At 64.7% G+C, this 14,323-nt stretch carries 14 protein-coding genes; 9 read left to right on the top strand and 5 right to left on the bottom strand.

What is annotated here, in order from left to right; all coding sequences use genetic code 11:
* Positions 1-3 precede the first annotated feature (3 nt).
* From C4E04_RS15630 to C4E04_RS15615, 4 genes are read right to left on the bottom strand one after another with little or no spacing between them, the layout of a single operon-like run.
* The gene (locus C4E04_RS15630; RefSeq protein ID WP_109598803.1) at positions 4-843 is read right to left on the bottom strand and encodes an ABC transporter ATP-binding protein; all 840 of its coding nucleotides are present in this window, start codon (positions 841-843) and stop codon (positions 4-6) included.
* Complete coding sequence (gene nikC, locus C4E04_RS15625; RefSeq protein ID WP_109598801.1) at positions 840-1,772, bottom strand: nickel transporter permease; 933 nt, start codon at positions 1,770-1,772, stop codon at positions 840-842. The genes C4E04_RS15630 and nikC overlap by 4 nt, the downstream gene beginning before the upstream one ends.
* On the bottom strand, positions 1,772-2,830 hold the full coding sequence (locus C4E04_RS15620) for an ABC transporter permease (protein ID WP_371682002.1): 1,059 nt from the start codon (positions 2,828-2,830) through the stop codon (positions 1,772-1,774). The genes nikC and C4E04_RS15620 overlap by 1 nt, the downstream gene beginning before the upstream one ends.
* An 8-nt stretch (positions 2,831-2,838) precedes the next feature.
* The gene (locus C4E04_RS15615; RefSeq protein ID WP_109598798.1) at positions 2,839-4,434 is read right to left on the bottom strand and encodes an ABC transporter substrate-binding protein; all 1,596 of its coding nucleotides are present in this window, start codon (positions 4,432-4,434) and stop codon (positions 2,839-2,841) included.
* Between the two features lie 243 nt (positions 4,435-4,677).
* On the opposite strand from C4E04_RS15615, the gene argH reads away from it, so the two are divergent.
* From argH to C4E04_RS15600, 3 genes are all read left to right on the top strand, one after another.
* Positions 4,678-6,042 (top strand): argininosuccinate lyase, encoded by a 1,365-nt coding sequence (gene argH / locus C4E04_RS15610; protein ID WP_109598797.1) that lies wholly within the window; start codon positions 4,678-4,680, stop codon positions 6,040-6,042.
* 178 nt (positions 6,043-6,220) lie between these two features.
* A complete protein-coding gene (locus C4E04_RS15605) occupies positions 6,221-6,691 on the top strand; it encodes an Hsp20 family protein (protein WP_109598796.1) in 471 nt (156 codons plus the stop codon).
* Positions 6,681-6,947, top strand: a complete 267-nt coding sequence (locus C4E04_RS15600; RefSeq protein WP_109598795.1) for a DUF1150 domain-containing protein — start codon at positions 6,681-6,683, stop codon at positions 6,945-6,947. The genes C4E04_RS15605 and C4E04_RS15600 overlap by 11 nt, the downstream gene beginning before the upstream one ends.
* On the opposite strand, the gene C4E04_RS15595 is transcribed toward C4E04_RS15600, so the two are convergent.
* Positions 6,944-7,690, bottom strand: a complete 747-nt coding sequence (locus C4E04_RS15595) for a carboxylesterase (RefSeq protein ID WP_109598794.1) — start codon at positions 7,688-7,690, stop codon at positions 6,944-6,946. The genes C4E04_RS15600 and C4E04_RS15595 overlap by 4 nt on opposite strands.
* Positions 7,691-7,756: 66 nt before the next feature.
* Here C4E04_RS15595 and C4E04_RS15590 point away from each other — a divergent pair, with 66 nt between their 5' ends.
* The 6 genes from C4E04_RS15590 to pheT all read left to right on the top strand — a co-directional run bounded on the left by C4E04_RS15590 (position 7,757) and on the right by pheT (position 14,282).
* Positions 7,757-9,001: a glycosyltransferase family 4 protein gene (locus tag C4E04_RS15590; protein WP_174219282.1), complete on the top strand. Its 1,245-nt coding sequence runs from the start codon at positions 7,757-7,759 to the stop codon at positions 8,999-9,001.
* A gap of 132 nt (positions 9,002-9,133) precedes the next feature.
* Complete coding sequence (gene infC, locus C4E04_RS15585) at positions 9,134-9,655, top strand: translation initiation factor IF-3 (protein WP_245416118.1); 522 nt, start codon at positions 9,134-9,136, stop codon at positions 9,653-9,655.
* Positions 9,656-9,869: 214 nt separating this feature from the next.
* Positions 9,870-10,070, top strand: a complete 201-nt coding sequence (rpmI, locus tag C4E04_RS15580) for a 50S ribosomal protein L35 (RefSeq protein ID WP_109598789.1) — start codon at positions 9,870-9,872, stop codon at positions 10,068-10,070.
* A 40-nt stretch (positions 10,071-10,110) separates the two neighbouring features.
* Positions 10,111-10,482, top strand: a complete 372-nt coding sequence (gene rplT, locus C4E04_RS15575) for a 50S ribosomal protein L20 (RefSeq protein WP_109598787.1) — start codon at positions 10,111-10,113, stop codon at positions 10,480-10,482.
* Positions 10,483-10,654: 172 nt separating this feature from the next.
* On the top strand, positions 10,655-11,737 hold the full coding sequence (gene pheS, locus C4E04_RS15570; protein ID WP_109598785.1) for a phenylalanine--tRNA ligase subunit alpha: 1,083 nt from the start codon (positions 10,655-10,657) through the stop codon (positions 11,735-11,737).
* 121 nt (positions 11,738-11,858) lie between these two features.
* Positions 11,859-14,282, top strand: a complete 2,424-nt coding sequence (pheT, locus tag C4E04_RS15565) for a phenylalanine--tRNA ligase subunit beta (RefSeq protein ID WP_109598783.1) — start codon at positions 11,859-11,861, stop codon at positions 14,280-14,282.
* Positions 14,283-14,323 lie beyond the last annotated feature (41 nt).

Here is a 14,323-nt window from a genome sequence, read left to right as displayed (position 1 = left end):
TCTTTATAGGGCCCAGGCAGGGTCGCGGTTGAGGGTCGGGAGCGGGCGAACGTCGTCCGCAAGTGTCGGCAGGCAGCGCATGAGGCCCTGCGTGTAGGGGTGCTTGGCTTCGCGCAGGTGCTTCGCCTCAAGCTCCTCCACCACGCGCCCGGCATACATCACGAGAACGCGGTCGCAGAACGAGGAGACCAGCTTCAGGTCGTGGGAGATGAAGATGAGGCTCATGCCGCGCTCGGAGACGAGCTCGTCGAGGATCCGCAGAACCTCCATCGAGACCGTGACGTCAAGCGCAGAGGTCGGCTCGTCGGCGATCAGCAGGTCGGGCTCCGTCACGAGCATCATGGCGATCATGGCGCGCTGGCCCATGCCGCCTGAAACCTCATGCGGATAGAGGGAGAAGACACGCTCAGGATTGCGCATCTTCACGGCTTCCAGCATGGCGAGGGCCCGGTCGCGTGCCTCCCCGCGACCGGCAGATTTGGCATGGGCCTGATAGGCCTCGATGATCTGCTCGCCGATGGTCATGACAGGATTGAGCGAATATTTCGGGTCCTGCATCACCATGGAGATGCGACCCCCGCGCAGGTGCCGCAGAGTGCGCCTTGAGGCGGTCAGAAGGTCGATCCCGTCGAAGGTCAGGCGTTTTGCCGTGACCTCCCCGGGCGGCGGCGTCAGACCGAGAATGGCCCGTCCCGTCTGCGACTTTCCGGAGCCGGATTCGCCGACGATGCCGAGCCGCTCACGGCCAAGCTGGAAGGAAACGCCCCGCACCGCCTCGATGGTGCCGGTGCGCAGGTGAAAGCGGACACGCAGGTCCTCGACTTCGAGCAGCGGCTTCGTCATTTCGCGGCCTTCGGATCGAGCACGTCGCGCAGGCCGTCACCCAGCAGGTTGAAGCCCAGGCTGACGATGAAGATGGCAAGGCCCGGCATGGCGGCGACCCACCATTGGTCGATGAGGTAGTTGCGTCCCGTCGCGACCATCGCGCCCCATTCCGGCATGGGCGGCTGTGCGCCGAGGCCCAGGAAGCCGAGGCCGGCGGCGGTCAGGATGATGCCTGCCATGTCGAGGGTGACGCGAACGATGATGGACGAAATGCACAGCGGAATGATGTGGCCGAGAATGATCCGGGGCGTGGAGGCGCCCTGGAGCTTCACGGCCGCGATGAAGTCGCTGTTGCGGACCGTCAGCGTTTCTGCCCGGGCGATACGGGCATAAGGCGGCCAGGATGTGATCGAGATGGCGATGATCGCGTTCTCGATGCCCGGGCCGAGTGCTGCCACGAAGGCCAGGGCCAGGATGAGGCGAGGGAAGGCAAGGAAAATGTCGGTGATCCGCATCAGGACCGTATCGACCCATCCGCCGAGATACCCCGCGACGGTGCCGATGAGGACCCCGATCGGCGTTGCGATCACGGCAACCAGCATCACGACCCAAAGCGTGACGCGGGAGCCGTAGACGACCCGCGAGAAGATGTCGCGTCCCTGATCATCGGTGCCGAACCAGAACGTCTCGCTCGGCGGCAATAGGCGCTCCGTGCGCAGATTGCCTCCGGCAATCGGCGAGTAGGGCGCGATGAGCGGCGCAAAGATCGCGACAAGGATGAGCAGCAGGACGATGATAAGGCCCAGGACGGCGAGCGGATTTTTCGTGAACGCGCGCCAGCCGAGATAGCCGCGCCCGAGGCGGGCCTGCCAGCGGGAGGCGGGCTCGGACGAGAGCAGCCAGGCCTGAAGGCCGGAGGGTTGGGGAAGGGGAGGGGCGCCGGCCATCAGCGTGTCCTCGGATCGAGTAGGCGGTAAAGGAGGTCGGACACGAGGTTGAGCAGCACGAAGACGGTTCCGATCACGATGGTTCCGCCGAGCACGGCATTCATGTCCGCATTCTGAAGGGAGTTGGTGATGTATTGCCCAAGCCCCGGCCACGCGAAAACGGTTTCGGTCAGCACGGAGCCTTCCAGCAGGTTCGCGTACGAAAGAGCGATCACGGTGATCAGCGGAACGGCGGCGTTGCGCAGCGCGTGGCGCCAGATCACACGGAATTCCGAAAGGCCCTTCACGCGGGCGGCAATCACGTATTCCTGCGCCAGCTCGTTGAGCATGAAGGAGCGTGTCATGCGGCTGATATAGGCGAGCGAGAAATAGCCGAGGAGACAGGCCGGCAGGATGACGTGGGAAACCGCGTCCCAGAATGCATCCATCTGGCCCTGCATGAGGGTGTCGATGAGCACGATCCCGGTGACTGGCGTGTAAAGATACGAATAGGTGACGTCTATTCGTCCGGGCCCTGCGACCCAGCCGAGCTTCGCGTAGAAGAGGAGCAGGCCCATCAGGCCGAGCCAGAAGATCGGTACCGAATAACCGACGAGCCCCAAAAGGCGCACGATCTGGTCGATCCAGCTTCCGCGCCTTACGGCTGCAAGAACCCCGAGCGGAATGCCGATGATGGTGCCGATGATGGTGCCGAGGGTCGCAAGCTCCAGCGTTGCCGGAAAGACGTTGGCGATATCCGTCATCACCGGGTTCGTGGTGAGCACGGAATTGCCGAAATCTCCTGTGGCGGCCTTCTTCACGTAGATGACGAACTGCTCGATCAGCGGCTTGTCGAGGCCGAGCTCGTTGCGCACGCGCTCGTAGACCTGCGGCGGAGCGCGATCGCCCACGATGGCGATGACCGGGTCGATCGGCACGATGCGGCCGATGAAGAAGGTCACGGCGACGAGGCCCAGCAGCGTCGTTGCGAGAACGATGACGAACTGGGCGGCTCTCTTAAGGAAGGAGCGGAGGGCACTTGCGTGCTCTCCGCCCCGGCTCATGGCTGCAGAAACCATTGTCTATGTCAGTTCTTCTTGACCTTGGAGACGTCGTTGTCGCTGAAGGACGGGCCGAGGATGAAATCCTGCACGTTCTTACGCACGGCCGCGACTTCTGTCATCTGCAGGAAGATCACGAACGGGCCGTCGTCGAGAACCGACTTCTGGAGTTCCTTGTACATCTGCGCGCGCTTCTCGGAGTCGCGCTCCATGACGGCGGCACGGGTCTTGGCCGTCAGCGGGCCCGGATCCCACGCGTTACGCCATGCGAGCGGCTTCGCCTTCGCGTTGTCCGAATTGTCGTCGTTCGCCGCAAACGTATCGGCATTCGAGTTCGGGTCCTGATAGTCCGAGCCCCAGTTGCCGATATAGATGTCGTGCTGGCGGGCGCGGTACTTGGTGAGGGCCTGCTTCGAGTCCATGGGCAGGATCTCGAGTTTGATGCCGGCTTGCGCGAAGGTCGACTGCATGGCCTGGGCGATGCCCATGATCTCGGCCGTCGAGCGCGTATCCATGGTGACCGAGAAGCCGTCCTTCAGGCCCGCCTTGGCGAGAAGCTCCTTCGCCTTGGCCACGTCGAGCTTGTAGGGATTTGTGGTCGTGGCACCCAGGAAGCCCTTGGGCAGGAAGTTCTGGTGAACGACGCCCTTGTACTTCATGATCGTGTCACCGATGGCCGAGTAATCCACAAGGTACTTGAGGGCCTGGCGGACTTCGGGCTTCGAGAGGTTCGGGTTCTTCTGGTTCAGGCCCAGATAGTAGACCGTCCCCTTCGGGGCGCTCTGAATCTTGATGTCCGGATTCTTGGCGACGGCGTCGATCTCTTCCGGGTTCAGGCTCCGGGCAACGTCGATGTCACCCTTCTCGAGAAGCAGGCGCTGGCTCGCCGTTTCCTTGATGTGGCGGAAGATCACGCGGGCGAGCGGGGTCTTCTTATCATAGTTGGGATTGCGTTCCAGAACGAGGACTTCATTCGCCTTCCAGTCCCGCATGATGTACGGGCCCGAGCCTGCATAATGGGTCTTCAGCCAGTTATAGCCGTAATCGCCGTCCTTCTCGTTCTGCGTGAGGAGCTTCTTGTCGACGATGGAGGCCACGGAGTTTCCGAGGCAGTAGAGGACGAGGGTCGGGGCATAGGGCTTGTCGACCTCGATGGTCAGTTCGAGCGGCCCAGTCTGCTTGATCTTGTCCTTCATGTTGTCCTTGGTCAGACCGAACTGGCCGAGGATGAAGGCGGGCGACTTGTCGAGGGCGACCGCGCGCTGGAGCGAATAGACCACGTCTTCCGCGGTGATCGGGTTGCCGGAGGCGAACTTCTTGTTCGGGCGCAGCTTGAACGTATAGGTCTTGCCGTCGTCCGAGACGGTCCAGGACTCGGCGGCCTGGCCGGAGATTTTGGACACGTCGTTGATGTCGTACTGGATCAGGCGCTCATAGGTGTTGCCGATGATCTCGGACGCGCTGAATTCGAAGACTTCCGCCGGATCGAGCGAGATGATGTCGTCGCTCTGCCAGGCCTGGACCAGGGTGTCCGGCGGGGTCGCGGCCTGCACGGCCGAGAACGAGGTCGCCATGGCCGTAACCATGGCTGCCGATAGGAGGAGCTTGGGGAGGTGTTTCATTGGCCAATTCCCTTGCGGCGCTGCCTTGCGCCTGTTGTGCGCGATTAAGAATGCAGATCGGATGGACGCTGTCGAGTCTCGCGACTGGTTTTGAAGTGGTAAACGCTGCGCAACATGCGTAAAGGGCGGGCATTCTGTCAATGCGGCTTGGCCTTGAGAGGCAATTTGTGGCAAAGGCTTCAGACCGAAACGTCCGGGTGAAACATCGTGTCAGAAGAAGCCAATAAGTCGGGTGCCAACAGCATGTGGGGCGGGAGGTTCTCGTCCTCTCCCAGCGCACTCATGGAAGCCATCAATGCCTCCATCGGTTTCGACAAGCGATTGGCCTCCGAGGATATCCAAGGCTCGATTGCGCACAGCGCCATGCTGGCGAGCCAGGGCATCATCTCCGAAAGCGACCGGGACGCCATTCACCAGGGGCTCCAGCGCGTCCTGGGGGAGATCGAATCCGGCTCCTTCGCCTTCTCGACGGCCCTGGAAGACATTCACATGAATGTGGAAAGCCGGCTGCGCGATATCGTCGGCGATCCGGCGGCGCGGCTCCACACGGCCCGCAGCCGCAACGACCAGGTCGCGGTCGACATACGGCTCTGGGTCCGCAATGCGCATGACCGGGCCGAGGCGCAGCTGACCGATCTCATCCAGGCCCTCCTCGACAAGGCCGAGCCCCATGCGGCGACCGTGATGCCGGGCTTCACCCATCTCCAGGGCGCGCAGCCGGTCACGTTCGGCCATCATCTTATGGCCTATGTGGAGATGTTCGGCCGCGACCGCAGCCGGATCCGGGATTCGCGGCGCCGCCTCAACGAAAGCCCGCTTGGCGCGGGAGCGCTCGCCGGAACCTCCTTCCCGATCGACCGGCACATGACCGCGAAGGCCCTTGGCTTCGACGGCCCGACCCGTAACTCCCTCGATTCCGTCTCGGACCGGGACAGTCTCCTGGAATTCATGTCGGCCGCCGCGATCTGCGCCGTTCACCTGTCCCGGCTCGCCGAGGAGATCGTGATCTGGATGTCGGCGCCCTTCGGCTTCGTGCGCCTGCCGGACCGCTGGACGACCGGCTCCAGCATGATGCCCCAGAAGCGCAACCCCGACGCGGCCGAGCTGGTGCGCGGCAAGACCGGGCGCATCTTCGGCTCCCTCACGGCCCTGCTCACGGTCATGAAGGGGCTTCCGCTCGCCTATGCGAAGGACACTCAGGAGGACAAGGAGCCGCTTTTCGATGCGGCCGATACCCTCGAGCTCGTCCTCGCGGCCATGACCGGCATGATCCGAGACCTGGAGCCCGTGTCGGAGCGCATGGCCGCCCTGGCAGGAGCCGGTTATTCCACGGCGACGGACTTGGCCGACTGGCTCGTGCGCAGCCTGAACATCCCGTTCCGGGATGCCCACCACGTCACCGGCCGGATCGTCGCGGAAGCGGAAAAGCGCGGAAGCCTGCTCCAGGATCTGCCCCTCGACGTCATGCAGGCGGTCGAGCCGCGGATTCACGACGGCATCTATGATGTGCTCAGCGTAGAGAACTCCGTGCGCTCCAGGACCAGCTTCGGCGGAACCTCGCCGGTGCGCGTCTCCGAGCAGATCGCTTGGTGGCGGGAGCAGGTCTGAGTCGCTTAAAATCCTTCTCGAACAGCGAGTTAAGGATGAAGGCCGGCTTGCTCGGCCAAGGTCTTGATGCAGGCCGGAGCCGTCTCCATATTGAGGACGGCGCCCGGAACCGGGCGCCTGAGCGCCGCATCGGCGGGCTCAAACCCAACGAAGTGCCTCTTAACCTTGGGCTTCGAGAATGTCGCGTCAATCGCCCTTCGGGCATCCGTTTCTTCTAGGCTTCGACGAGATCGAGCAGGCGCTCGACCGGGTCGCGAAGGCCGCAGGCGACGGATATCCGCCCTATAATATCGAGCGTCTCGCCCGGACCGCACAGGATCCCGAGCGCCTCAGAATCACCCTTGCGGTCGCGGGCTTCACCCGGGACCAGCTCGAGGTGACCCTGGAGGAAAATCAGCTCGTGATCCGGGGGCGGCAGATCGACGACAAGGCAAGGCACTTCCTGCATCGCGGCATCGCCGCCCGGCAGTTCCAGCGCGCGTTCCTCCTGGCCGATGGCATGGAGGTGCTGGGGGCCGATTTGTCCAACGGGCTTCTGTCGATCGACCTCGCCCGGCCCGAGCCGGAGCGGATCATCCGCAAGATCGATATCGGCGCCCCCGGACGAGGCGTAACGGCATCCGCCAAGGAGAGTCCTGATGAACACTAATACCAAGCTCCAGAACGGCGAGTTTCTCGACAAGGCGGAGCTGGCCGCCCTTGGAGAAGGCCAGATGGCCTATGTGAAGCCGATCCTATCCGACGAGATCACCCGCCTGTTTCCACAGGCGCCCGAGATCCAGCCGGGACTGAAACTCTTTGCACTCCTGTCCGCCAGCGGCGAACCCATCGTGCTGACCGATACCCGGGATGCAGCGGTCGCCAATGCCTGGGCGCACGATCTCGAAACCGTGAGCCTGCACTAACCCATCGCCTCGACCGCCCGCACGAGGCGGTCGAGGTCTTCCGGCCTGGACAGGCGGTGGTCGCCATCCTTCACGAGTGTCAGGGACGTGCTGTCGCCGGGCAGATGCTCGACCAGCGTCAGGGCGTGACCCCATGGCACATCCGGGTCTTCCATTCCCTGTAGGATATGGACGGGGCAATCCGTCCGGATCGGCGTGCCGAGGATAAGATGTCGGCGCCCGTCTTCTATGAGCCGCTTCGTAATAGGGTAGGGGTCCGGCGAATAGGGCGAGGGCCTGTTGTAGACGCCCGTCTCGTCGATGGCGCGCTTGATGTCGTCGGGGAAACGATCCCACATGAGCCGCTCGGTGAAGTCGACCGCAGGAGCGATCAGGACCATGCCGCGTGGCGCCCGGTCGGGGCAGGTCTCAAGCAGGCGGCGGGCGACGAGGAGCGCAAGCCACCCGCCCATGGACGAACCGACCAGGATCGGTCGATCCTCCACATGGGACGCCAGCACCGCCAGGCTGTCCTCCAGCCATTGGGAAATGGTCCCTTCGGCGAAGTCGCCGCCCGACTCCCCATGGCCGCTGTAATCGAAGCGGATGAAGGCGCGGCCGGCCTTTGCGGCCCAGGCATCGAGCACCTCCGCCTTCGTCGAGCGCATGTCGGACTTGAAGCCTCCGAGCCAGACCACGGGCGGACCCTTGCCCTCGCGGGCCAGAACGGCAATGTGAGGGGCTCCGGCGACGGCATGCTGCATGGTTAACTCATCCTCAACTGCTTTAAAGCAACGTTCGGTCAATTCCTGGAGAAGGCTCTTACATCGGTGAACGTCTCAAAGCGATCCAGCGGGGGAGCTCCGTTTCCGTCGTCCAACATCCATCCGCTGGCGGGGCGGACCATCCTGCAGATCATCCCCGAACTCGAGGCCGGCGGTGCCGAGCGGACCACGGTCGACGTGGCCGAGGGCCTCGCTCATGCGGGTGCCCGCGCCCTGGTCGCGACCGAGGGCGGGCGGCTCGTGGGCGAGCTGCAGACGAAGGGCGGCATCTGGGTTCCATTCCCGGCCGCCACGAAGAACCCGTTCTCCATGCTCCTCAATGTGAGGCGTCTCGCCCGGATCTGCCACCAGGAGCGGGTGGCCCTCGTTCATGCCCGGTCCCGCGCTCCGGCCTGGGTGGCCCTGGGGGCCGCGCGCTCCTTGAACCTTCCTTTCGTCACGACCTATCACGGCAGCTATGCCGGGCGCTCGTCCGTGAAGGTGCTGTACAATTCGGTGATGGCCCGGGGCGACGCGGTGATCGCCAATTCCCATTATACGGGCGACCTCATCCGCTCCCTTTATCCCCAGGCGGGAGACCGAATTCGGGTCATTCACCGCGGCACGGATTTCGCGGCTTTCTCACCCTCCGCCGTCTCGCCGGAGCGGGTCGAGAACCTGCGCAAGGCGTGGAAGGTCTCGCCCCATGAGCGGATGGTCCTGCTCGCAGCGCGCCTGACGGGCTGGAAGGGGCAGAAGGTCCTCATCGAGGCGGCTGCCCGGTTGCGGAGCGCAGGGGTTTCGGATGTGGCCTATATCCTGGCCGGCGATCCGCAGGGACGGGATTCCTACGTGAAGGAGCTCGACGCCCTTATCGAGTCCCGCGGGCTGACCGGGATCGTGCGCCGGGTCGGCCATTGCACCGACATGCCGGCCGCCTTCCTGGCCGCTTCCGTCGTGACCGTGCCGTCCACGGAGCCCGAGGCCTTCGGCCGCTCAGCCGTGGAGGCCCAGGCGATGGGGACGCCCGTGGTGGTGTCCGATCTCGGGGCCGTGCCGGAAACCGTCCTATCGCCCCCGGCGGTGCTGCCGCAGGAGCGGACGGGGTGGCGGATTCCGCCGGGAGACGCGGATGCCCTTGCGGATGCCCTCGGCCACGCCCTGTCCCTCGGGGCCAGCGCCCGTATTGCCCTGGGGAACCGGGCAAGGTCCCATGTGGAGCACCATTTCTCCCTGGAACGGATGGTATCGAGCACCCTCGATGTCTATTCTGCCCTCCTGGAAGGGCATTACCCACGTAGAACAAGTTGACTTCCCGCGCGTTTGCGCGAAATGTCAGAGCATTCGCGGTACCGTGAGAGAGTCGGGGAGGGCTGGATGCCCTATGGCTGCTCTCGGGCCGCATAACAGGAGATACGAGCCATTCGCAGACCAATGAGAGCTATGCCGGTTCCGCAGAAGGACGGACCGCGCGCCAACCGGGACATTCGCGGCGTTCGCGAAGTGCAGCTGATTGACGATACCGGCCAGAATCGCGGCGTCATGCCGTTTTTCGACGCCTTGCGCATCGCTGAGGATGCCGGCCTCGACCTCGTCGAGATCGCACCGAATTCTTCCCCGCCCGTCTGCAAGATCCTCGATTACGGCAAATATCGCTTCCTCGAGCAGAAGAAGGCCTCCGAGGCCCGTAAGAAGCAGAAGACCGTCGAGGTCAAGGAAATCAAGCTTCGCCCGGGCATCGACGATCATGACTATGACGTCAAGATGAAGGCCATGAAGGGCTTCTTCGAGGAAGGCAACAAGGTCAAGATCACCCTGCGCTTCCGCGGCCGCGAGATGGCGCACCAGGATCTGGGCCTTAAGGTCCTCGATCGCGTGAAGGCCGATGTGGGCGACCTCGCCAAGGTCGAGATGGAGCCCAATTTCGAGGGCCGTCAGGTCGTCATGGTACTGGCGCCCCGCTGACGGGACGCCTCGCCTCCTCGTAGGGGCAGGACGGAATTCTCTGGCCGCCGGCGCTCCGGCGGCCATTGCTTTTTGGGCCGGCCTCTGCCATAAGCCGGCCTTCACCGAACCGCCCGGCCGATAGGGCTGCCGTGGCGGTTCGTCTTGCTCATGCAGCAATGACAGGGTTTTGAGGCGGCTTGCCGCCCTCGAGGCCTGACCAAAGGAGAGCCAAATGCCCAAGCTGAAGACGAAATCGGGCGCCAAAAAGCGCTTCAAGATCACTGGCACCGGCAAGGTCGTTTACGCCCAGGCCGGTAAGCGCCACGGGATGATCAAGCGGACCAAGAAGCAGATCCGCAACCTGCGCGGCACCACGACGATGTTCGAGGGTGATGCCTACAACGTGAAGAAGTACTTCCTGCCGAACGGCTGAGGCGGTCTTCCACATCCCGGATTTTGAAGGAGTTTTTTAAATGGCCCGCGTCAAACGGGGCGTTACCGCCCACGCCAAGCACAAGAAGGTTCTGAAGGCCGCCAAGGGTTTCTTCGGCCGCCGCAAGAACACTATCCGCATCGCCAAGCAGGCGGTCGAGAAGAGCATGCAATATGCTTATCGCGACCGTAAGAACAAGAAGCGCACCTTCCGCGCTCTCTGGATCCAGCGCCTCAATGCGGCGGTTCGCGAGCATGGCCTGACCTATTCCCGATTTATCGACGGTCTCGGCAAGGCTGGGATCGAGGTCGATCGCAAGGTTCTGTCCGAGATGGCCATCCACGAGCCGGCGGCCTTCGCCGCCTATGTGGAGCGCGCCAAGGCCTCGCTGCCGCAGCAGCAGGCCGCGTAAGCGACAACCTGGCTTCGGCGCGGCTGGTTTTCCGGCCGCGCCCCCAATTCTTGCCCCGAGACCCTCCGCGCCGACGGCTCCATCTGCCGTCGATGATCATTTTGCGGCTCGGACGGCTTGACGGTTCCCGCGCCGCGCCCCACTCAAGCGCATCCATTCTGGCAACGGACCGATGACCGATCTCAATCAACTCGAACGTGACCTGCTGTCCCAGGTCGAGGCCGCCGGCGACGAGGCGGCCGTTGAAGCCGTGCGCGTGGCCGCACTCGGCAAGAAGGGCTCCGTCTCCGAGCTTCTGAAGACGCTGGGCGCGATGACGCCCGAGGAGCGCAAGGAGCGCGGCCCCCTCATCAACGGCCTGCGCGACAAGGTGCAGGGCGCCATTGCGGCCCGGAAGGACGTGCTGGCCGAGGCGGCCCTGGACGCCCGCCTCGCAGCCGAGCGCGTGGACGTGACCCTGCCGGTCCAGGACGGCCCGGAGACCCGCGGCCGCATTCACCCCATCAGCCAGGTCATCGAGGAGCTGGCGGCGATCTTCGCCGATATGGGCTTCTCCATCGCCGAAGGGCCGGACATCGAAACCGACTACCTCAACTTCACGGCGCTGAACTTTCCCGAAGGGCATCCGGCCCGCGAGATGCACGACACCTTCTTCCTCGCCCCCGACGAAAAGGGCGAGCGCAAGGTGCTGCGCACGCACACGTCTCCGGTCCAGATCCGGACCATGATGGCCCAGAAGCCGCCGATCCGGGTGATCTGCCCCGGCCGGACCTACCGGCACGATTCGGACCAGACCCACACGCCGATGTTCCATCAGGTCGAGGGCCTCGTCATCGACAAGCAGGCCAACATCGCGCACATGAAGTGGGTGCTGGAGGAGTTCTGCAAGGCCTTCTTCGAGGTCGACCAGGTGAAGATGCGCTTCCGCCCGTCCTTCTTCCCGTTCACGGAGCCGTCCGCCGAGGTGGACATCCAGTGCTCGCGCAAGGGCGGCGAAATCCGCTTCGGCGAGGGCGAGGACTGGTTGGAAATCCTGGGCTGCGGCATGGTCCATCCGAACGTGCTGCGGAATTGCGGCCTCGATCCGGACGAGTACCAGGGCTTCGCCTGGGGCATGGGGATCGACCGCATCGCCATGCTGAAATACGGCATGCCGGACCTTCGCCCCTTCTTCGAGGCCGATGTGCGCTGGCTGAACCATTACGGCTTCCGCCCGCTCGACATCCCGAGCCTCGTCAGTGGCCTGACCTCCTGAGCGTCATTCCGGCCTGAGCATCGCGAAGAGCCGGAACCGCAAGACGAGTAAAGCGCCCCATTCCGATCACGATCCCGGATCCGGCTTTGCCGGTCCGGGATGACACTCAAGGAAAAGTGTCATGAAATTCACCCTCTCCTGGTTGAAAGACCATCTCGACACCCAAGCGTCCCTCGACGAGATCGTCGAGACGCTCACCCGGATCGGCCTCGAGGTCGAAGGGGTCGAGGACAAGGCGAAGACCTTGGCGCCCTATACGGTCGCCTATGTGATCTCCGCCGAGCAGCACCCGAATGCGGACCGCCTGCGCGTTTGCATGGTGGATACGGGCCAAGGCGCCCCCATCCAGGTGGTCTGCGGCGCGCCCAATGCCCGCACCGGCATGAAGAGCGTCTTCGCGCCGCCCGGCACCTATATCCCGGGCAAGAACATCACGCTCGGAATCGGCACCATCCGCGGCGTCGAGAGCGCGGGCATGCTGTGCTCGGCCGCGGAGCTCGAAATCTCCGACGATCATGACGGCATCATCGACCTGCCGGCCGACGCGCCGGTGGGGCAGGCCTACGCGGCCTATGCGGGCCTCGACGATCCGGTGATCGAGATCAACCTGACGCCGAACCGGCCCGATTGCACGTCGATCCACGGCATCGCCCGCGATCTCGCGGCGGCGGGCCTCGGTACTCTCAAGGGCGAGGCCGTTCCGTCCGTTCAGGGCAAGGGCGCTTGCCCGGTTTCGATCCGCCTCGATTTCGCGCCCGGCGACGAGAAGCTCTGCCCGACCTTCGCGCTCCGCCTCGTGCGCGGGGTAAAGAACGGCCCGTCGCCGGAATGGATGCAGCGTCGCCTGCTCTCCATCGGCCTTCGGCCCATCAACGCGCTGGTCGACATCACCAACTACATGACCTTCGACCGGGGCCGCCCGCTCCACGTCTTCGACGCTAAGAAGGTGAAGGGCAACCTCACCGTGCGCCGCGCGAAGGAGGGCGAGGAGGTGCTCGCCCTCGACGGACGCACATACAAGCTTGATGCCGGCAACGTGGTGATCGCCGACGAGGCGGGCGTCGAATCCATTGCGGGCATCATGGGCGGCGAGCATTCGGGCTGCGACGAGAACACCACCGACGTGCTGATCGAATCGGCCCTGTGGGACCCGCTCAACATCGCCCAGTCCGGCCGAAAGCTCGGGATCATCACGGATGCCCGCTACCGCTTCGAGCGCGGCATCGACCCGGCCTTCACGCTGCCGGGGCTCGACCTTGCCACCAAGCTGGTCATGGACCTCTGCGGCGGCGAGGCGAGCGAGGCCGTCGTCGCCGGGCAGGTGCCCGAGACGCGGCGGGTGATTACTTTCCCGTGGTCCGAGGTGCCGCGCCTGTCCGGCCTCGACGTGAAGCCGGCCGAATCGCAGCAGATCCTGGAGAAGCTCGGGTTCAAGGTCGAAGGGGCAGGCGACAGCGTCGGCGTCGTTCCGCCGTCCTGGCGGCCCGACATCGAGGGCAAGGCCGACCTGGTCGAGGAGGTCATCCGCATCGCCGGGGTCGACCGCATCCTGCCGCAGCCGATGCCGCGGCTTGAGGCGACCGTCGCCAAGCCGATCCTGACCCTTCTCCAGAAGCGCACCATCCTGGCCCGGCGGGCCTTGGCGGTCCGTGGACTCGTGGAGGCCGTGACCTGGTCGTTCATCGCGAAGGACGAAGCCGCGCTGTTCGGTGGCGGTGATGCGCGCCTGGTGCTCGCCAATCCCATCGCGGCCGATCTCTCGGACATGCGCCCGAGCCTGCTGCCGGGCCTTCTGAAGGCGGCCCAGCGCAATGCCGACCGCGGCTATGGGGACGTCGCCCTGTTCGAGGTCGGCCAGACCTTCGCGTCAGACGAGCCGGAAGGCCAGGCGACCAAGGCCGCGGCGGTGCGGCGCGGCACTGCCCGGGCCGAAGGTGTCGGGCGTCATTGGGATGGCGGCGCTTCGAACGTAGACGTGTTCGATGCCAAGGCCGATGCCATGGCGCTGCTGGCCTCTCTGGGCATTCCGGCCGGCGGCCTCCAGGTGGTGCCCGGCGGGCCGTCCTGGTTCCATCCGGGACGCTCCGGGACGCTGCAGTTCGGGCCCAAGAACGTGGTCGGCGTCTTCGGCGAGATCCACCCGAAGATCCTCAAGGCCCTCGACCTGAAGGGGCCGCTGGTGGCCTTCGAGGTGAACCTCAACGTGCTGCCGCCGCCCAAGGCGAAGCCGACCAAGATGAAGCCGAAGCTCGCCCTGTCCGACTTCCAGCCGGTCACCCGCGACTTCGCGTTCGTGGTCGGCCGCGACGTGGCGGCGGGCGACATCGTGAAGTTCGCGCAAGGTGCGGAGCGCCAGCTGATCGCAGGCGTCACCGTGTTCGACATCTACGAGGGCGCCGGGATTGACGAGGGCAAGAAGTCCGTCGCCATCGCCGTGACCCTCCAGCCGACCGAGAAGACGCTGACAGACGCCGAGATCGAGGCCATTTCGGCCAAGATCGTCGCCGAGGTCGGCAAGAAGACCGGCGCGGTGCTGCGCTCCTGACGAAACGTCAACCTGGGGCCGCTGCGCGGCCCCAGGATCGT

Origin of the sequence: Microvirga sp. 17 mud 1-3, assembly GCF_003151255.1 — a bacterium.
Classification (GTDB): Bacteria; Pseudomonadota; Alphaproteobacteria; order Rhizobiales; family Beijerinckiaceae; genus Microvirga.
The sequence above is the reverse complement of the archived record's forward strand: the minus strand, read 5'-3'. Positions and strand labels throughout refer to the sequence as shown.

Excerpts from the sequence above, each read along its gene's own strand:
- C4E04_RS15630 (WP_109598803.1), bottom strand. The coding sequence starts at position 843 with ATGACGAAGCCGCTGCTCGAAGTCGAGGACCTGCGTGTCCGCTTTCAC.
- nikC (WP_109598801.1), bottom strand. The coding sequence starts at position 1,772 with ATGGCCGGCGCCCCTCCCCTTCCCCAACCCTCCGGCCTTCAGGCCTGG.
- C4E04_RS15620 (WP_371682002.1), bottom strand. The coding sequence starts at position 2,830 with ATGGTTTCTGCAGCCATGAGCCGGGGCGGAGAGCACGCAAGTGCCCTC.
- C4E04_RS15615 (WP_109598798.1), bottom strand. The coding sequence starts at position 4,434 with ATGAAACACCTCCCCAAGCTCCTCCTATCGGCAGCCATGGTTACGGCC.
- argH (WP_109598797.1), top strand. The coding sequence starts at position 4,678 with ATGTGGGGCGGGAGGTTCTCGTCCTCTCCCAGCGCACTCATGGAAGCC.
- C4E04_RS15605 (WP_109598796.1), top strand. The coding sequence starts at position 6,221 with ATGTCGCGTCAATCGCCCTTCGGGCATCCGTTTCTTCTAGGCTTCGAC.
- C4E04_RS15600 (WP_109598795.1), top strand. The coding sequence starts at position 6,681 with ATGAACACTAATACCAAGCTCCAGAACGGCGAGTTTCTCGACAAGGCG.
- C4E04_RS15595 (WP_109598794.1), bottom strand. The coding sequence starts at position 7,690 with ATGCAGCATGCCGTCGCCGGAGCCCCTCACATTGCCGTTCTGGCCCGC.
- infC (WP_245416118.1), top strand. The coding sequence starts at position 9,134 with ATGCCGGTTCCGCAGAAGGACGGACCGCGCGCCAACCGGGACATTCGC.
- rpmI (WP_109598789.1), top strand. The coding sequence starts at position 9,870 with ATGCCCAAGCTGAAGACGAAATCGGGCGCCAAAAAGCGCTTCAAGATC.
- rplT (WP_109598787.1), top strand. The coding sequence starts at position 10,111 with ATGGCCCGCGTCAAACGGGGCGTTACCGCCCACGCCAAGCACAAGAAG.
- pheS (WP_109598785.1), top strand. The coding sequence starts at position 10,655 with ATGACCGATCTCAATCAACTCGAACGTGACCTGCTGTCCCAGGTCGAG.
- pheT (WP_109598783.1), top strand. The coding sequence starts at position 11,859 with ATGAAATTCACCCTCTCCTGGTTGAAAGACCATCTCGACACCCAAGCG.